The sequence below is a fragment of the Kitasatospora sp. NPDC088391 genome, from assembly GCF_044753345.1.
Taxonomy (GTDB): domain Bacteria; phylum Actinomycetota; class Actinomycetes; order Streptomycetales; family Streptomycetaceae; genus Kitasatospora.
Genome location: NZ_JBIVNB010000001.1, coordinates 996294 through 1011395 on the forward strand (window position 1 = coordinate 996294; position 15102 = coordinate 1011395).

Annotated in this window: 11 protein-coding genes; 3 read left to right on the forward strand and 8 right to left on the reverse strand. The window is 74.9% G+C overall.

Features of this window, described 5'->3' with window-relative positions:
* Positions 1–4: 4 nt before the first annotated feature.
* The 3 genes from ACIQBJ_RS04295 to ACIQBJ_RS04305 all read right to left on the reverse strand — a co-directional run bounded on the left by ACIQBJ_RS04295 (position 5) and on the right by ACIQBJ_RS04305 (position 5787).
* On the reverse strand, positions 5–2428 hold the full coding sequence (locus tag ACIQBJ_RS04295; RefSeq protein ID WP_400703152.1) for a glycoside hydrolase family 2 protein: 2424 nt from the start codon (positions 2426–2428) through the stop codon (positions 5–7).
* A gap of 248 nt (positions 2429–2676) precedes the next feature.
* Positions 2677–3996 (reverse strand): ABC transporter substrate-binding protein, encoded by a 1320-nt coding sequence (locus ACIQBJ_RS04300; RefSeq protein ID WP_400703155.1) that lies wholly within the window; start codon positions 3994–3996, stop codon positions 2677–2679.
* 111 nt (positions 3997–4107) lie between these two features.
* The gene (locus ACIQBJ_RS04305) at positions 4108–5787 is read right to left on the reverse strand and encodes a cellulose binding domain-containing protein (RefSeq protein WP_400703158.1); all 1680 of its coding nucleotides are present in this window, start codon (positions 5785–5787) and stop codon (positions 4108–4110) included.
* 439 nt (positions 5788–6226) lie between these two features.
* Here ACIQBJ_RS04305 and ACIQBJ_RS04310 point away from each other — a divergent pair, with 439 nt between their 5' ends.
* Positions 6227–7282 (forward strand): LacI family DNA-binding transcriptional regulator, encoded by a 1056-nt coding sequence (locus tag ACIQBJ_RS04310; RefSeq protein ID WP_400703161.1) that lies wholly within the window; start codon positions 6227–6229, stop codon positions 7280–7282.
* Positions 7283–7334: 52 nt separating this feature from the next.
* On the opposite strand, the gene ACIQBJ_RS04315 is transcribed toward ACIQBJ_RS04310, so the two are convergent.
* Positions 7335–8942, reverse strand: a complete 1608-nt coding sequence (locus ACIQBJ_RS04315) for a serine/threonine-protein kinase (RefSeq protein WP_400703164.1) — start codon at positions 8940–8942, stop codon at positions 7335–7337.
* Positions 8943–9096: 154 nt separating this feature from the next.
* Here ACIQBJ_RS04315 and ACIQBJ_RS04320 point away from each other — a divergent pair, with 154 nt between their 5' ends.
* Positions 9097–10953, forward strand: coding sequence for a hypothetical protein (locus ACIQBJ_RS04320; RefSeq protein WP_400703167.1), 1857 nt, complete (start codon positions 9097–9099; stop codon positions 10951–10953).
* A 7-nt stretch (positions 10954–10960) separates the two neighbouring features.
* On the opposite strand, the gene ACIQBJ_RS04325 is transcribed toward ACIQBJ_RS04320, so the two are convergent.
* Entirely contained in the window at positions 10961–11344 is a 384-nt protein-coding gene (locus ACIQBJ_RS04325; RefSeq protein WP_400703170.1) for a hypothetical protein, read from the reverse strand.
* 85 nt (positions 11345–11429) lie between these two features.
* Positions 11430–12452 carry a LacI family DNA-binding transcriptional regulator gene (locus ACIQBJ_RS04330; protein WP_400703173.1) on the reverse strand — a complete coding sequence of 341 codons (1023 nt, stop codon included), beginning with the start codon at positions 12450–12452 and terminating at the stop codon, positions 11430–11432.
* Positions 12453–12580: 128 nt separating this feature from the next.
* On the opposite strand from ACIQBJ_RS04330, the gene ACIQBJ_RS04335 reads away from it, so the two are divergent.
* A complete protein-coding gene (locus tag ACIQBJ_RS04335) occupies positions 12581–13249 on the forward strand; it encodes a hypothetical protein (protein ID WP_400703176.1) in 669 nt (222 codons plus the stop codon).
* A gap of 7 nt (positions 13250–13256) precedes the next feature.
* Here the strand turns inward: ACIQBJ_RS04335 and ACIQBJ_RS04340 are convergent, their stop codons facing one another.
* Together ACIQBJ_RS04340 and ACIQBJ_RS04345 are read right to left on the reverse strand one after the other, a co-directional pair.
* The gene (locus tag ACIQBJ_RS04340; protein ID WP_400703179.1) at positions 13257–14294 is read right to left on the reverse strand and encodes a LacI family DNA-binding transcriptional regulator; all 1038 of its coding nucleotides are present in this window, start codon (positions 14292–14294) and stop codon (positions 13257–13259) included.
* Positions 14295–14368: 74 nt separating this feature from the next.
* Positions 14369–15067 (reverse strand): GDSL-type esterase/lipase family protein, encoded by a 699-nt coding sequence (locus tag ACIQBJ_RS04345; RefSeq protein WP_400703182.1) that lies wholly within the window; start codon positions 15065–15067, stop codon positions 14369–14371.
* Positions 15068–15102: the final 35 nt, after the last annotated feature.

Consider the following 15102-nt stretch of genomic DNA (forward strand, 5'->3'; position numbering starts at 1 on the left):
GGGTTCACGCGGGTTCGACGCAGAACACGGCCTCCCGGACCTGTGCGGCGGTCGGGGTGCCCGCGCCGTGCAGCCGGATGGTGGCGCGTTCGCCGGGGAGCAGGGTGGTCAGGCCCCGGTCGGCGGAGGCGGCGGGGTCGATCCGGTCGGCCTGCAGCAGCAGGTCGCGGACCAGGGTGCGGGCGGTGACCACCACGTCGACCGCGCCGTCGCCGGCCTCCTCCACGGCGAGTTCGAACTCCGGCCGGGGGTAGGCGAACGCCTTGTCGGCGACCGCGAAGTGCACGGCGCGCAGGCCGTCCGCGTCGGCGACCAGGTACTCCTTGGTGTTCCCGGCTTCGGGCAGCAGCCCCGGGGGCACCGGGAGTCGACGGACCGTCCGGGCTTCGGCGGTCAGCTCGGCGACGGTCTCGGCGAGCACGTTGCCGTCGGCGTCCAGGCGGCGCAGCCGCAGCGCGGTGGTCCACTCCTCGGCGCCCTGGTTGACCAGGGCGATCCGCGGGTCGCCGTCGCGGTCGGCGGGCTGCAGGGTGAGCAGCCGGTCGGCGTAGAGGCGGCGCAGTTCGTGGTGGAGCGGCTTGAGCCGGCCGTCGCCGTCGATCGCGGCCCAGGAGGAGACCGGCCAGCAGTCGTTGATCTGCCAGACCACGGTGCCCGCGCAGTGCGGCCAGTGCGAGCGCCAGTGCTCGATGCCGGTGGCGACGGCGCGGGCCTGGACCACCTGGGTGAGGTAGTGCCAGCGGTCGAAGTCGGCCGCGCCGGTGGGGAGTTCGAAGTGGCGTTCGACGCCGCGGTTCAGCTTGCCGTTGCCGTCCTCGGCCTTCTGGTGGTGCAGCATGCCGGGCGAGTCGGCGGCGAGGTCCTCGTTCGGGAGGGCGCGGCGCAGGGTGGCGTACGCGGGCGGGGCCTGCCAGCCGAACTCGGCGACGAAGCGGGGCACGGAGGCCCGGTACTCGGCGAAGTCCTGGCGGTTCCACACCTCCCAGGAGTGGTGGGTGCCGTGGTCGACGTCATTGGGGTGGTGGTCCCAACTGCCGGACCAGGGGCTGCCGGCCGCGTAGGGGCGGGTGGGGTCGAGTTCGGCGACGATCCGGGGCAGCACGCCCAGGTAGTAGCCCTCGCCCCAGGAGTCGCCCCCCGCGCGGTCGCCCTTGAGCTCCTCCTCCCAGCCCCAGTCGCGGAAGCCCCACAGGTTCTCGTTGTTGCCGTTCCACAGCACCAGCGAGGGGTGCGGCATCAGGCGGACCACGTTGTCGCGGGCCTCGGCCTCGATCTCGCCGCGCAGCGGCTGCTCCTCCGGGTAGGCGGAGCAGGCGAACAGGAAGTCCTGCCAGACCAGCAGGCCGAGTTCGTCGCACGCCTCGTAGAACGCCTCCTGCTCGTAGATGCCGCCGCCCCAGACCCGGACCAGGTCGAGGTTGGCGTCGGCGGCCTGCTGGAGGCGGTGGCGGTAGCGGTCGGGGGTGACCCGGGTGACCAGGGTGTCGTCGGGGATCCAGTTGGCGCCGCGGACGAAGATCGGCTCGCCGTTGACGGCCAGCGTGAAGGGGGTGCCGGTGGCGTCGGGGGTGCGGCGCAGTTCGACGGTGCGGAAGCCGATCCGGCGCCGCCAGGCGTCGAGCGGTGCGGCGCCGTCGGCGAGGGTGAGTTCGAGGTCGTAACGGGGCTGTTCGCCGTAGCCGCGGGGCCACCAGAGGGCGACGTCGGCGGCCTCCAGGGCGAGCACGCCGGTGTCGCCGTCGAGCACGGCCTCGGCCTCGGCGCCGGCGACGGTGGCGCGGACGGTGAGCGGGCGGCCCGCGCCGGTCGCGGTGCGCTCGACGGTGACGTGGACCTCGACCAGGCCGGTGCCGCCGTCGACGGTGACCAGCGGGCGGACCTCGGCGATCCGGGCGGTGGACCAGTGCTCCAGGCGGGCGGGCTTCCAGATGCCGGCGGTGGGCAGGGTCGGGCCCCAGTCCCAGCCGAAGGAGCTGGCCATCTTGCGGATGTACTGGAACGGCTCGGGGTAGACGTTCGGACGGTCGCCGACCAGGCCGCGGACCCGCTCGGCCTCGGTGTAGGCGCTGGTGAACTCGACCTTCAGCTCGCCGGCCAGCCCGGTGGCGTCGAAGCGGTAGCGGCGGTGCATGTTGCGGGTGCTGCCGAGCACGGTGCCGCCGAGGGTGACGGTGGCGGCGGTGTCGAGGCCCTCGAAGACCAGGTCGGTGCGCTCGTGGCCGCCGCCGCGGGCGGGCAGGTCGAGGGTGTAGGTCCAGTCGCGGCGGCCGACCCAGGCGACCTCGGTCTCGTTGGCGTCGAGGAACGGGTCGGGGATCAGGCCGGCGTCCAGCAGGTCGGTGTGGACGCAGCCGGGCACGGTGGCGGGCAGCCGGTCCCCTTCGTGGTGCAGGCTCCAGCCCTGGTCGAGCGGGGTGGTGTCCTTCATGCGTGCGGCTCCTCGGTGAAGTCGGCCGGACCGGTGGTCGGGCAAGCGGCGCGAGCAGAACCGTAACCCGCCGGAGCGGCGCTGTCTATAAACCGGTTATGTGAATGCCTTGATGGGTTTCAGTGACCACCAACTCCGCTGCACGCTGGGCGTAGGCCGAAAACGGCACCGCCACCCCGTCGCCCGCGGGGCCGGGCGGACGGGGTGGCAGGTTTACCGGTTCATGCGGCCTGCGGCAGGGCCGGGGATCAGCCGCCGGCGGCCTTCTGCGCCTTGCCCCAGCGCCGGTTGAGGTCGGCGAAGTAGCCGTTCAGGTCGCCGGGCGCGGAGCCGGCGGCGATGTCGACCAGCCGGCGCCGGTAGTCGGGGGCGTCCAGGCCGATGCCGGAGGCCCGGTCGATCGCGTCGACCTGGGCCAGCCGCTCCCGGGTCTGCGGGATCATCCGCACCGCGCGCTCGTCCAGCGGGCGCAGCGTGGCGGGGAGCGGGGCCCCGCGGACGGCGGAGATGGACTCGTCGGCGGCGGCGCTGCCGGAGCGGGTGATGTACCACTCCAGCCAGGCTCTGGCGGCCGCCTGGTTCTTGGAGTGCGCGTTGACGGCGTACTTGTAGTCGGGCTGCACCACGGTGCAGAAGTGGCCGTCGCGCTGCATCGGCAGCGGCATGAAGCCGATGTCCTCGGGGTTCGCGCCGTTGGCGCTCGCGGCGGCCCGCATCTGGGCGACCGCCCAGGAGCCCAGCTCCATGGTGGCGATGTGGCCGGTGCCGAGCAGTTTCTTCGACAACTCCCAGTCGGTGGCCTGCGGTTCGGACTCGGTGAGCTTCTCGTGCACGGCGGTGTACAGCAGCCGGTCGATCTCGTAGAGGTCCTTGCCGGGCGTCCAGGGCGCGGCGGTCGAGGCGAGCGCGTCGCGGGCGGTGTTGTCGCAGGTGGCGGTGCCGATGGCGTCCGACCACTGCCGCAGCGGCCAGCCGTCGTGGTAGTTGGTGTAGTACGGGATCGCCTGGGTCTTCTCCTTGATCGCCTTCAGGTCGGCGAGGAACCGGTCGGGCGTGGTGGGCCACTCGGTGATCCCGGCCTTCGCCCAGACCGCCTTGTTGTAGACCAGACCGGAGGCGATGCCGATGTTGGCGATGCCGTAGACCTTCTCGCCGACGGTGCCGTAGTCGATGTAGTCGAAGGTGTCGGAGAGTTCGCGGGAGTTGCCCAGCGGGGCGAAGTAGTCGGCGAACCGGTCGGCCGGCACCTGGTTCGGGATCAGCAGCACGTCGCCGTAGCTGCCGTCGGCGAGCCGCTTGCCGATCTCGCCCTCGTAGTCCACGAAGCCCTCGAAGTCGACCTTGACCTTCGGGTAGAGCTTGTTGAACTCGGCGGCGTACTTCTTCAGCAGGCCGCTGTCGACCTGGTCGACCCGGTTGGTCAGGACCGTGATCGACCCGGAGACCTTCGCCGGGTCCTGGTCGGCCACCACCCCCTTGAGCGGGGCGGGCCCGGCGTCGCCGGTGCAGCCGCTCAGGGCCAGGGCCAGGGCGGTCGCCGAACCGGCGGCGACCCATCCTCTGCGCATCGCTTCCTCGTCCTCGCTTCGCTGGTGCACCGCCGGGGCGGGGCCCGCGGCCGGCGGGGTGGCGCCGACCGCGGACCGGCGGTGGGGGTGGTCCGCCCTCCTGACGTGGCGTCAGTAGGTGCCGCAGGCCGTGCCGTTGAGGGTGAAGGCGGCCGGGACGCCGTTGGTCCCGGCCACCGAGGTGCCGCTGAAGCCGAAGTTCAGGCTGCCGCTGGCCGCGATGACGGTGTTGTAGGAGGACGGGTTGGTGGCCGTCACCTGCCTGCCGTTCTGCGCGCTCACCGCGTTCCACATGGTGGTGACCTGCTGGCCGCCGGGGAACGCGAAGGCCAGCTGCCAGCCGTTGATCGCGGCGGTGCCGGTGTTCTTGATCGTGACGTCCCCGTTGAAGGTGCCGCCCCAGTCGGACAGGCCGTAGTGCACCGCACAACTCCCGGCCGGAGCCGGGCTGCCGGCCGACGCGGACGCCGACGCGGAGGCGGACGGGGACGCCGAGGCGGTCGGGGGCGCGGAAGCGGTCGGGGAGGCCGACGCCGAGGCGCTCGGGCTCGGGCTCGGGCTCGGGCTGGAAGTGCCGCTCACCAGGCCGGACTTGGCGCGCATCCGGTCCGAGTGGGCGCGGAACACCGACAGTTCGGGCGCGCCCGCCAGCACGCCGAACTTCCCGTCCACGTTGTGGTCCTGGTACCACCAGAACGCGCTGCCGTCGCCGCCGGCGGCCTCGAAGTCGGGGTAGATCTGGCTCCACCAGGCCGAGCGGTCGGCGTTGTGCACGTTGAACTCGCCCATGAAGAACGGCTTTCCGACCTTGTCGTGCGAGTCGGCGATCCAGGAGCGGATCAGCGCCTTGGTCTGATCCACGCTCAGGTTCGCCCAGGACTCGGTCGGGTACGGGTGCGCGGAGGTGTAGTCGAGGTACGGCGACTGCTGCACCGCCACGAACGGGTTGCCCTCGTCGCCGCCGAAGCCGTAGTTCGTGCCGTGGCCCTCCAGCCCGACGCCCAGCAGGTGCTTGGAGTCGATGCCCTTCACGAACGCGCCCATCTCGTCCACCCAGGCGCGCAGCGTCGTCCCGTCGACGTTCTCGGCGGCGCTCTGGCCCTCGTAGCGGGGCTCGTTCATCAGGTCCCAGGCGAAGATCGTCGGGTCGTCCTTGTACTTGACGCCGCTGTAGTGGTTGACCCGGTTCAGCGCGTACGAGACGTAGTTCTTGTACGAGGTGAAGCAGCCGGAGCAGCGGGACTTGTCGAAGAACGCGGCCCGGCCGGGCTGGTCGCCGGACAGGCCCTCCCACTGGAGACGGGTGTCGATGCCGCCGTACGCCTCCCAGTAGTTCTCGAACACCGGGACCAGGCGGATGCCGTGGGCCTTGGCGGACTGGACGATGTAGTCGAACTGGGCGAACTCCTGCTCGTCGTAGACCCCCTTGGCCTTCTCGAAGCCGTGCCAGTTCTCGTGGTTGAACATCCACAGCCGCACCACGTCGACCTTGTCGGCCTGCAGGTTCGCGAACTGGGCGTCGATCCGGGCCTTGTCCATGAACTGCGTCTCGGTGTCCCCGGAGGCCGAGCCGTAGGTGAACAGGTCGTAGGTGTTGGTGCCCGCGAAGTAGTACTCCTTGCCGTTCAGGCAGAAGTGGATGCCACAGCGGGTGGCGAAGGCGGACGCGGTGTCGGCCTGCGCGGTGTCGGCCCGGCCCAGGGTGAGGCCCGTGGCGGTGAGCGCGGCGGCGAGCAGGACGGCAGTGGGGGCCAGGCGCGAGGCGCGGCGGGGGCGGAGTCTCTGGTGCACGCGAATCCCTTTCGTCCCCCGGCGGGGAGTCGTCCCCGGGCGGGGAGGTGGGAGGGGTGGGGTGTGGGATGCCCCGCGCCGCCCGTGGTGTCCCTCCGACGGGTGGCGCGGGGCGAACGGTGTGGACGGCGACGGTCGTTGGGGCGCGGCCGTCCGCACCGGGTCCTGTGCGGGGAAGTGCTCCGATCGCCCGGAACGGGCGTCCAGTTGCCGGACCGCCCGCCCGATCGGTTGATTAACCGATTAAGGCAGGAGGACCGTACGGGCGGCCAGACATCGTTGTCAACGGGTGGTTAACCGTTTGTTGCAGAACTCCTCCCGGGAGGGGCACCGGGCTACAGCGGAGGGGGGTGCGCGTAGTAGCTTGAGAGGGCACAACAGGTCCGCGCCCCGCGTTCGCACCCCGGCCGGACAGCCGACGAACCGTCCGAAAGGTCCCGTGGAGCAGGTGTCCCAGCAGCAGAGCCCGCCGGCGAAGCGGCCGACCATCGCCGACATCGCCAAGATCGTGGGCGTGTCCAAGGTCTCCGTCTCCAACGCCTTGAACGGTCAACCCGGCGTCTCGGACGCCACCCGCGCCAGGATCGCCGCCGTCGCCGAGGAGCTGGGCTTCGTCCGCAACAGCGCGGCCCGCGCGCTCAGCGGCGCCAAGGCCGCCGCCGTCGGCCTGGCGCTGTGCCGGCCGGCCCGGATGCTCGGCACCGAACCGTTCTTCATGGAGCTGATCGGCGGCATCGAGAAGGTGCTCTCCGACGCCTCCTACTCGCTCGCGCTCCAGGTCGTCTCCGACCACGAGCGCGGCCTGGAGGCGTACCGCCGCTGGTGGGGCGAGCGGCACATCGACGGCGCGATCCTGGTCGACCTGCGCCGCGACGACGCCCGGGTGCCCGCCCTGGAGGAGATGGGCCTGCCCACCGTCGTCATCGGCCACCCCTCCGGCTCCGGGCGGCTCACCCCCGTCTGGTCGGACGACGCCGCCGCCGTCCGCGAGACCCTGGAGTACCTGGCCGCGCTCGGCCACCGCCGGGTCGCCCGGGTGGCGGGCCTCACCGGGCTGGTGCACACCGCGATCCGCGACGAGGCGTTCGCCACCGTCTGCGCCGACCTCGGCCTGGACGCGCTGCCCACCGTGCACACCGACTACACCGGCGAGGAGGGCGCCCGCGCCACCCGCCGCCTGCTGCTCTCCCCCGCCCGCCCGACCGCGATCCTCTACGACAACGACATCACCGCCGTCGCGGGCCTGTCCGTCGCCCAGGAACTCGGCCTCTCCGTCCCCCGCGACCTCTCCCTGGTCGCCTGGGACGACTCCCCCCTCGTCCAGGTCGTCCGGCCCCCGCTGACCGCCCTCACCCGCGACATCCACGCCTACGGCGCGCACGCCGCCCGCACCCTGCTCGACCTGATCGCCGGCCGCCCCGCCGACGGCTACGAGGACCTGGCCCCCCAGCTCACCCCGCGCGGCTCCACCGCCGCGCCCCCGCCCGCGAACTGACGGACCGCCGGGTCACCCGGGGGCGCACCGGGTCACCCGGCGGCGTCCGGCGTCACCCGGCGGCGTCCGCCCGGTCGGCCGGGGGTTCGAGGTCGGCGATCTTCTTCAGGACGTACCCCAGACCGAGGTTGGCGGCCAGCAGCAGCCAACCGCCCTGCTGGTACGAGGACTGCACCTGGTAGAGCTTGTTGTCGTCGTCGACCCACATGCCCATGGTCATCAGCAGCAGCATGCCGCCGACGATGCCGACCACCAGGAGCCACCCGCCGATCAGCAGCCCCACCGCGACTTCGGCCTCCTTCGTCCGCTTCGTGCCCCGGGCCGCGATCCCGAGCAGGACCAGCCCGAGCAGCGCCGCGACCGCCGTGCCGACGATGCCCACGCTGACCGCCTGCCAGTCCGTGGCCACCCCGGCGACACCGCTGGGGACGGCCCGCCACGGGTGCTGCCAGTCGAAGGACTCGGTCACCTCGGCCACCACCCGGCCGGTCGCCCGGTCCTTCCACCGCTCGGTCATGAACGGCCGGAACGCCGCCAGCGCGACCGCGCCCAGCACCAGCAGCAGTTCGCCCGCCCGCCCCCGGACCTCCGCGCCCCGGTTCCTGCGCGCCGGCGGGTCCGGGACCGCGGCCGTCGACGAGTCCGGCGCGACGGCCGTCGGCGTCTCGACCTCGGCCCGCGGCGGGGGCAGCCGCACGGTCGGCCCCTCCGCCCCGGGCTCTTCGTCACCCGCTCCGGCTCCGGTGGTGAGGGTGCGCAGCGCGGCGGTGCGTTCCTGAACGGCCGTCAGCCCGCCGGTGACGTCCATCCACGCGCCGGGGCCGGGCGCACCGCCGAGGTGCCGCTCGCAGCGGGCCCGGACCTCGGCCGGGGTGGGCCGGTGCCCGGGGTCCTTGGCGAAGCAGTCGGCGAGCAGGGCGCGCAGCGGCGGGTCGAGGTCGGTCAGGTCGGGGTCGTCGGCGACGATCCGGTGCGCGACGGCCCACTGGTTCTCGGCGGCGAAGGCGTCGCGTCCGGTGGCGAGCCGGTACAGCGTCGAGCCGAGCGCGAACACGTCGGAGGCGGGCCCGACGGTGCGGCCGGTCGCCTGCTCGGGCGACATGTAGGCGGGGGTGCCGACCCGGGTCGACTGGCTGTGCTGGACGGCGGACTCGGTGAGCGACTTGACGATCCCGAAGTCGATGACCTTGGGTCCGCTCTCGTCCAGCACGATGTTGGCGGGCTTGAGGTCGCGGTGCACGACCTGCGCGGCGTGGATGTCGCCGAGGGCGTGCGCGATGCCCCAGGCGAGCAGCAGCACCTGCCCGGTCGGCAGCGGACCGTTCCGGACCACCAGGTCGTGCAGCGAGGGCCCGGCCACGTACGCGGTGGCCAGCCACGGCTGTGCGCCGTGCGGGTCGGCGTCCAGCAGCGGCGCGAGGTGCGCGCCCCGGACCTTCTGCGCGGCGGCGATCTCGCGGGCGAACCGGTCCCCGAACTCGGCGTCCCTGGCCAGTTCCTCCCGGACCACCTTGACGGCCGCGAACTGCCCGCCGGGCGAGAGCGCGAGGAAGACCTGGCCCATGCCGCCCTCGCCGAGCCGCGCCGTGACCAGGAACCGCCCCAGCCGCGCCGGGTCCTGCGGCCGCAACTCCTCGAAGCGGAACACCTCCGTGGCCATTCCCCACCGTCCTCTCCCCGTGCGCCGGCCCGCACGCCGACGCCCGATCGTAGGATGCTTCCCGACCCGCCGACAGGTGATCCACCGAAGCGGGTACGGCCCGGTGGGTACGGCCCGGCGGGCCGGGACCGGCCACGACAGCACGGAGCAGCGGATGAAGTCCCCCGACATGCTCGACGGGGTCGACTGGGGTGCCCTGACGCACGCGTACGGGTCGGCGGACGACCTGCCGGAGCTGATCCGGGGCCTGTACGGGGAGGAGCCGGCGGCGGTCGAGGAGGCTCGCCACGAACTGGTGGGCGCGATCTGCCACCAGGGCAGTGTCCACCCGGCGTCCGCGGCCGCCGTGCCGTTCCTCGTGCACGCCGCCCGGCACGCCCCGCTGCGGCGCGACCACCTGCTGGTGCTGCTGTTCCTGATGGCCGAGCACGATCCCGAGCTCCTCGCATCCCGGCACTGGGCGGCGAGCGACACCGCCGCCGTGTGCCGCGAACTGTGCCTGGCGCTGCCCGAGTTGCTGCCCTGCCTGGACGACCCGGCGGCCGAGGTCCGGCAGGCCGCGCTGCGGGTGGTGGCCGCCGTCGCCGACCTGCTGCCCGAGCCGCGACGCGCCGAACTCGCCGTGCGGGCGACCGACTTGCACGGCACGGACCCGGCGGCGGAGGTCCGGGCGGACGCCCTGGTGCTGCTCGACCGGCTCGGCCGGCCACTGTCCGCGCCGGACCACCCGCTCGCCCCGGTGCGCGCCGTCTCCGCGCTGCTGGCCGCCGAACGGCACGGGCCGCCGTACCCGGCCGGGGCCGTCGCCGCGCTCGCGGCCGAAGGGCCGGACGCCGCACCGGAGATGCTCTGGCCCGTCACCGGCTCCACCGAACAGCACCGCACCGACCTGCTGACGCAGGACCCGGACGCGGCGCTGACCGTCGCCGCCCGCTGGATCGCCGACGGCGACCGGGGCACCCGGGGCAGTTGGCTCGCCGAGGCGGTCGTGGAGACCTGGCGCGACCGCGAGGCCGACGTCCTCGGCCTGCTGCACGCCGCGCTCCCCCACCACGCCGAGGACCCGTCCGTCCGACTCCGCGTCCTCGCGCACTGGATCGACCACCTGCCCGCACCGGACGCCCGCCTCCGCGACACCCTGTTCGGGCACGCCGCCGCCGGTGCCGACACCGCGCTGCTCGGCCTGGTCCGGGCCCGCGCCCCCCGCGCCCTCGCCCTGCTGGCCGACCGCCCCGGCCCCGAACTGCTCGCCGAGGCCGCCCGGTTGCTGCCCGCCGAAGCCGTCCGTCCGCTGGTCCTGCGCCAACTCGCCGACCGCACCGACCCGTTCCGCACCGGGATGCTCCTCGAGGCACTCGACCCGGCCGACGGCGCGGCCCTCCCCGTCCTGACCGCCTGCCTGCGCGAGGGCCGGGCCGCCGTCGAGGCCGCCCGCGCACTCGGCCGCACCGGCCGCGCCACCCCCGAGGCGGTGGACCTGCTGCGCCGCGCCACCCCCGAGGCGGTGGACCTGCTGCGCCGCGCCACCGCCGACCCGGACCAGGCCCTGCGGGCCGCGGCCGCCGCCGCGCACCACCGGCTCACCGGCGACACCGCACTCGCCCTGCCGGTCTTCGCCGAACTCCTCGGCCTCCGCCACCCCGCCTTCCAGCTCCGGGAGTTGGCGCGGCTCGGCCCGGCCGCCGCGCCGCTGCTGCCGCTGGTCGAACCGCTCCTCGCCGCCCGCGACCACGTCCGGCTGGCCGCCGCGACCGCCCACCACCGCCTCACCGGCGACGCCGCCGCCGCCCTCCCCGTCCTCACCGGCCTGCTGCGCCCCGACGGCCTCGGCCTGGACGCGCTGCGCGCCCTCACCGCCGTCGGCCGGCTCCCCGACGGGGCCCGCCCCGCCGTCCGCGCCCTCGCCTTCTCCCCGCACCGCCTGGTCCCCGACCACCCGCTGTCCCCCACCGGCGGCGGCCACGCCGACCGGGAGGCCCGCACCCTGGCCCTGGCCCTGCTGCGTACCTGACGACCCGTCAGCCCTGCTCGGCGCGCTCCGTCAGCAGCACCCAGGCGGCGAGGGCCGCCTCGTCACCGGACGGCCAGTACGCCGCACAGATCTCGGCGACCCGGGCCGCGTCCTCGGCCGTCCCGGCCAGTGCGGCCCGCACCAGGCCCGGCAGCCCGGCCCGGAGCAGCGCCCGGCACTCGGCGGACTCCGGTGCGGCGACGGCGAGTTCGGCCAGCAGCCGGAGGAACAGCCCCCGGACGAGCGGCAGCAGGGCGCCGCCCTCCAGCGCCGCGAGCATCAACGCCACGGCACCGGGTGCCACCGGCGGAACGCCGCCGCCACCGGTGCCGATCAGGTGCGGAGCCGGGTCCTGCATCCGCATCCGCTCCGGCGCGTCGATCTCCACCAACTCGGCCAGCAGCTCCCCCAGATGCCGCCCCGACCCCCCGCACCCGCACCGCACCCCGCTCCGGTCCACCCTCGTCCCCTCGCTGTCACCGCGGCGCGGCCCCCGTCGTCCCCCTGGGCACCAGCACCGGCGTCCCCGCCGAGCGCGACGGTGCGCGGCCCTCGTCCAGCAACTCCAGGAGGCAGCGGGCGACTTCCTCGCCCACGGCGAAGGGGTCGTGGCTGAGGGCGGTGAGCTGCGGGCGGGTGATGCGGCAGAGGTCGGAGTCGTCCCAGGCGACCAGGGAGATGTCCTGGGGGACGCGCAGGCCGAGTTCTTCGGCGACGGCGATGCCCGCGACGGCCATCAGGTCGTTGTCGTAGACGATCGCGGTGGGCCGGTCGCCGGCGGTGAGCAGGGTGCGGGTGGCGCGGGCGCCGGCGTGGGCGGAGAGGTCGGTGGGGAGGGTGCGGGCGGTGACGGCGGGGAGTTCGGCGACGGTGGCGGCGAGGGCTTCGTCGCGCAGCAGGGTGCGGCCGAGCGTCGCGGGGCCGGTGACGTGCGCGATCCGGCGGTGGCCGAGCAGGGCGAGGTAGCGGACGGCCTCGGCGATCGCGGTGGCGTCGTCCGTCCAGACCGCCGGGAACGGGCCGGACAGCGCGGGCTGGCTGACGGCGACGACGGGCATGCCGAGCTTGTGGACGGGCTCCAGCCGGGGGTCGTCGGCGACCACGCCGACCAGGACGGAGCCGTTGACCCGGCCGGACTGCCACCACTGCCGGTAGAGCGCGATCTCGGCGTCCCGGTCGGGGACGGTGTGCAGCAGCAGCGCGCACGGCCGTTCGGCGAGGACCTGTTCGATGCCGCCGATCAGCGCCATCTGGACCTGGTCGAGCCCGGCGGCGGCCGCGCCCCGGGTGAGCGCCATGCCGATGGTGTGGACGCGGTCGCCCTGGGCGAGCGAGCGGGCGGCGAGGTTGGGCGACCAGCCGAGTTCGCGGGCGGCGTCGACGATCCGCTGCCGGGTGGCCCCGGAGACGCCGGGCCGGTCGTTGAGGGCGAGCGAGACCGCCCCGGCGGAGACGCCCGCCCGCGCGGCCACGTCCCGGATCGTCACCCGGCGCTGCATAGTGCCCCTCTCTCCGTCCTGGCCGCCCATCCTTCCAGGTCCCCGCCGCCGCGCCGCACACCAGGCCCTGGTAGCGTCGCAATCTTCGCCGGGTCGGCCCGGGCGGAGTACCCCCGGGCAGGGACCTCGTGACGACCGATCAGCAGCGCCGCCTGTCCGACGCCCTGGACGCGCTGGACCGCACCGCCCGGCCGGGCCCGCCACCGGGCGGCTGCCCGCACTGCTGGTCGCCCGAGGAGCTGGCCGCGCTCGCGGGGCCGCCGGAAGCGCTGCCCGAGGCGCTGCTGTGCCGGGTGGCGGCGAAGCGTCCGGAGCACTGGGACGACTTCCCGGCGCTGTACCGGCGGGTGGCGCCGCGCGTCCTGCGGCTGCTGACGACGGGTCGGCTCGGGGTGGACGGCGCGCTGGTCGGGGACCGGCTGGCGGTGGCGGGCTGGCGGGAGTGGCACCGGGCCGAGCTGGTCGCGGAGGTGCTGGACGCCTGGTGGCCGGTGGTGCTGGCGGCGGACCCGGGGAGTGCGCCCGGGGTGGCGGAGGTGCTGGAGACGCTGGCGCTGGCGACGGGCTCGGTCGAGCCGTGGCTGCGGGTGTGGGCGGAGACCGGAACCCCGGTGGCGGACCGGCACCTCGCCGACGTGCTGGACGGCTGGCTGTTCGGCGGCCGGCTGCCCGGCCTGCGTTTCGGCCACGAGCGCCGGATGCCGGTCGGGCCCGCGGTGCTGGCGTGGCTGGACGGCCTGCCGGAGCACCGGATCGGTGCCGATCGGCGCTACTGGCTGGGCCTGCTGGAGAGCTGACTGACCGTCAGCTCCGGTGCGGCGGGGGCGTCTCGCCGGAGCCGCGCGGGATCAGCAGGGTGGGGATCTCCAGGTGGGCGGGGGGCGTGGTGTCGCCGGCCAGGCGGTCGAAGAGGCGGCGGGCGGCGAGGGCGCCGAGCGCGGTGGGGTCCTGGGCGACGACGGTGAGCGCGGGGGTGAGCAGGTCGGCGAGTTCGAGGTCGTCGAAGCCGACGACGGCGGGGCGGTCGGTGGCGGGGAGGTGGTGCAGGGCGGCCAGGGTGATCCGGTTGTTGGCGGTGAACAGGGCGGTGACGGCGTCGGGGCCGGTGGTGAGGCGGCGGACGGCGGCGGCGACCCGGGCCCGGTCGGTGGGGCCGCAGTCGATCAGGCGTTCGTCGACGGGGAGGCCGGCGGCGGCCAGTGCCTCGCGGTGGCCGCGGGCGCGTTCGGCGGCGGTGTGGATGGCGGGCAGGTCGCCGATGTAGCCGATCCGGCGGTGGCCGTGCGCGATCAGGTGGGCGGTGCCGGCCCGGGCGCCGCCGGCGTTGTCGCTGAGCACGGCGTCGGCGGCGATGCCGGTGCCGGGGCGGTCGAGGAAGACCACGGGCGTCCCGGACTCGATCTCGGGCAGCAGGTAGCGGTGGTCGTCGCCGGCCGGGACGACGACCAGGCCGTCGACCCGGCGGGCGCAGAACGCGAGCGCCAACTCCCGTTCGCGGGCGGGGTCCTCGCCGCTGGAGCCGGTGAACAGCAGGCAGCCCTCGGCGGCGGCGACCTGTTCGACGGCCCGGGACAGCGCGGAGGAGAACGGGTCGCTGATGTCCTCCAGCAGCAGGGCGACGCTGGCGGTCCGGCCGGTGCGGAGCAGTCGCGCGCTGTCGTTGCGGCGGAACCCGAGCGTCTCGATCGCGGCCCGGACCCGGGCGGCCATCTCGGGGGTGACGCCGCTCTCGCCGTTGACCACCCGGGAGACGGTCTTCAGCCCGACGCCGGCGGCCGCCGCGACGTCCTTCATGGTCGGGCGGGCACCGGTGCGCGAGCTGCTGGCGGGGCTGCTGGTCATGTCAGGGAGGATAGTGCGGGTACGGCCGCGGACGGCACGGGCGGGGCCCGGCCCGTCCGCCACCGGCCACCCGGTCAGGATGCGGCCCGGCCGGGCGGGCCTCCCGCAGAACCGTCCGCGGGGCCGTCGGCAGGGCTGCCGGGGCGGACGAAGGCGGCGGTGCCGGGGTCGGCGGCCTCGCGGACCAGCCGGAGCCAGGCGTCGGCGAGCAGGCGGTGGCCGAGCGCGGTGGGGTGGACGCCGTCGGCGGCGATCAGGGCGGGGTCGCCGGCGGTGCGGGCGGCCTGGTTGAGCAGGCCGTCGGCGGCGAGCAGGAGGGCGCCGTGGGCGGCGGCGAGGCGGCGGACGGCGTGGATGCGGGGGTCGAGGTCGGCGCGCCAGGTCCACTGCTCGGCGGTGACGGGGAGCAGGAAGGGTTCGATCAGGACCAGCCGGGGCGCGCCGTGGGCGCGCAGGCGGACGAGCAGGTCGTCGTACTCCTTCTCCCAGGTGTCGGCGGGGCTGGGCAGGCCGCTGTCGTGGAGGCGCCAGGTGTCGTTGACGCCGATCAGCACCGAGACCAGGGCGGGGCGGTGGGCGAGGGTGTCGGCGTCCCAGCGGGCGCGCAGGTCGGCGACCCGGTTGCCGGAGACGCCGCGGTTGAGGACGGTGAGGCCGTCGGCGAGTCCGGGGGCGGCGAAGGCGGCGTAGCCGTGGCCGAGGTCGTCGGGGCGGTCCCGGTCGCGGGCGGCGTCGGTGATGCTGTCGCCCTGGAAGAGGACGGTGGCGGACATGCGGGGCTCCTCTGGCGCGGGCCCGCCGCCCGGGA

Bases quoted from the DNA above. Each gene is read 5' to 3' on its own strand.
- ACIQBJ_RS04295 (WP_400703152.1), bottom strand. From the start codon at position 2,428: ATGAAGGACACCACCCCGCTCGACCAGGGCTGGAGCCTGCACCACGAA.
- ACIQBJ_RS04300 (WP_400703155.1), bottom strand. From the start codon at position 3,996: ATGCGCAGAGGATGGGTCGCCGCCGGTTCGGCGACCGCCCTGGCCCTG.
- ACIQBJ_RS04315 (WP_400703164.1), bottom strand. From the start codon at position 8,942: ATGGCCACGGAGGTGTTCCGCTTCGAGGAGTTGCGGCCGCAGGACCCG.
- ACIQBJ_RS04320 (WP_400703167.1), top strand. From the start codon at position 9,097: ATGAAGTCCCCCGACATGCTCGACGGGGTCGACTGGGGTGCCCTGACG.
- ACIQBJ_RS04330 (WP_400703173.1), bottom strand. From the start codon at position 12,452: ATGCAGCGCCGGGTGACGATCCGGGACGTGGCCGCGCGGGCGGGCGTC.
- ACIQBJ_RS04340 (WP_400703179.1), bottom strand. From the start codon at position 14,294: ATGACCAGCAGCCCCGCCAGCAGCTCGCGCACCGGTGCCCGCCCGACC.
- ACIQBJ_RS04345 (WP_400703182.1), bottom strand. From the start codon at position 15,067: ATGTCCGCCACCGTCCTCTTCCAGGGCGACAGCATCACCGACGCCGCC.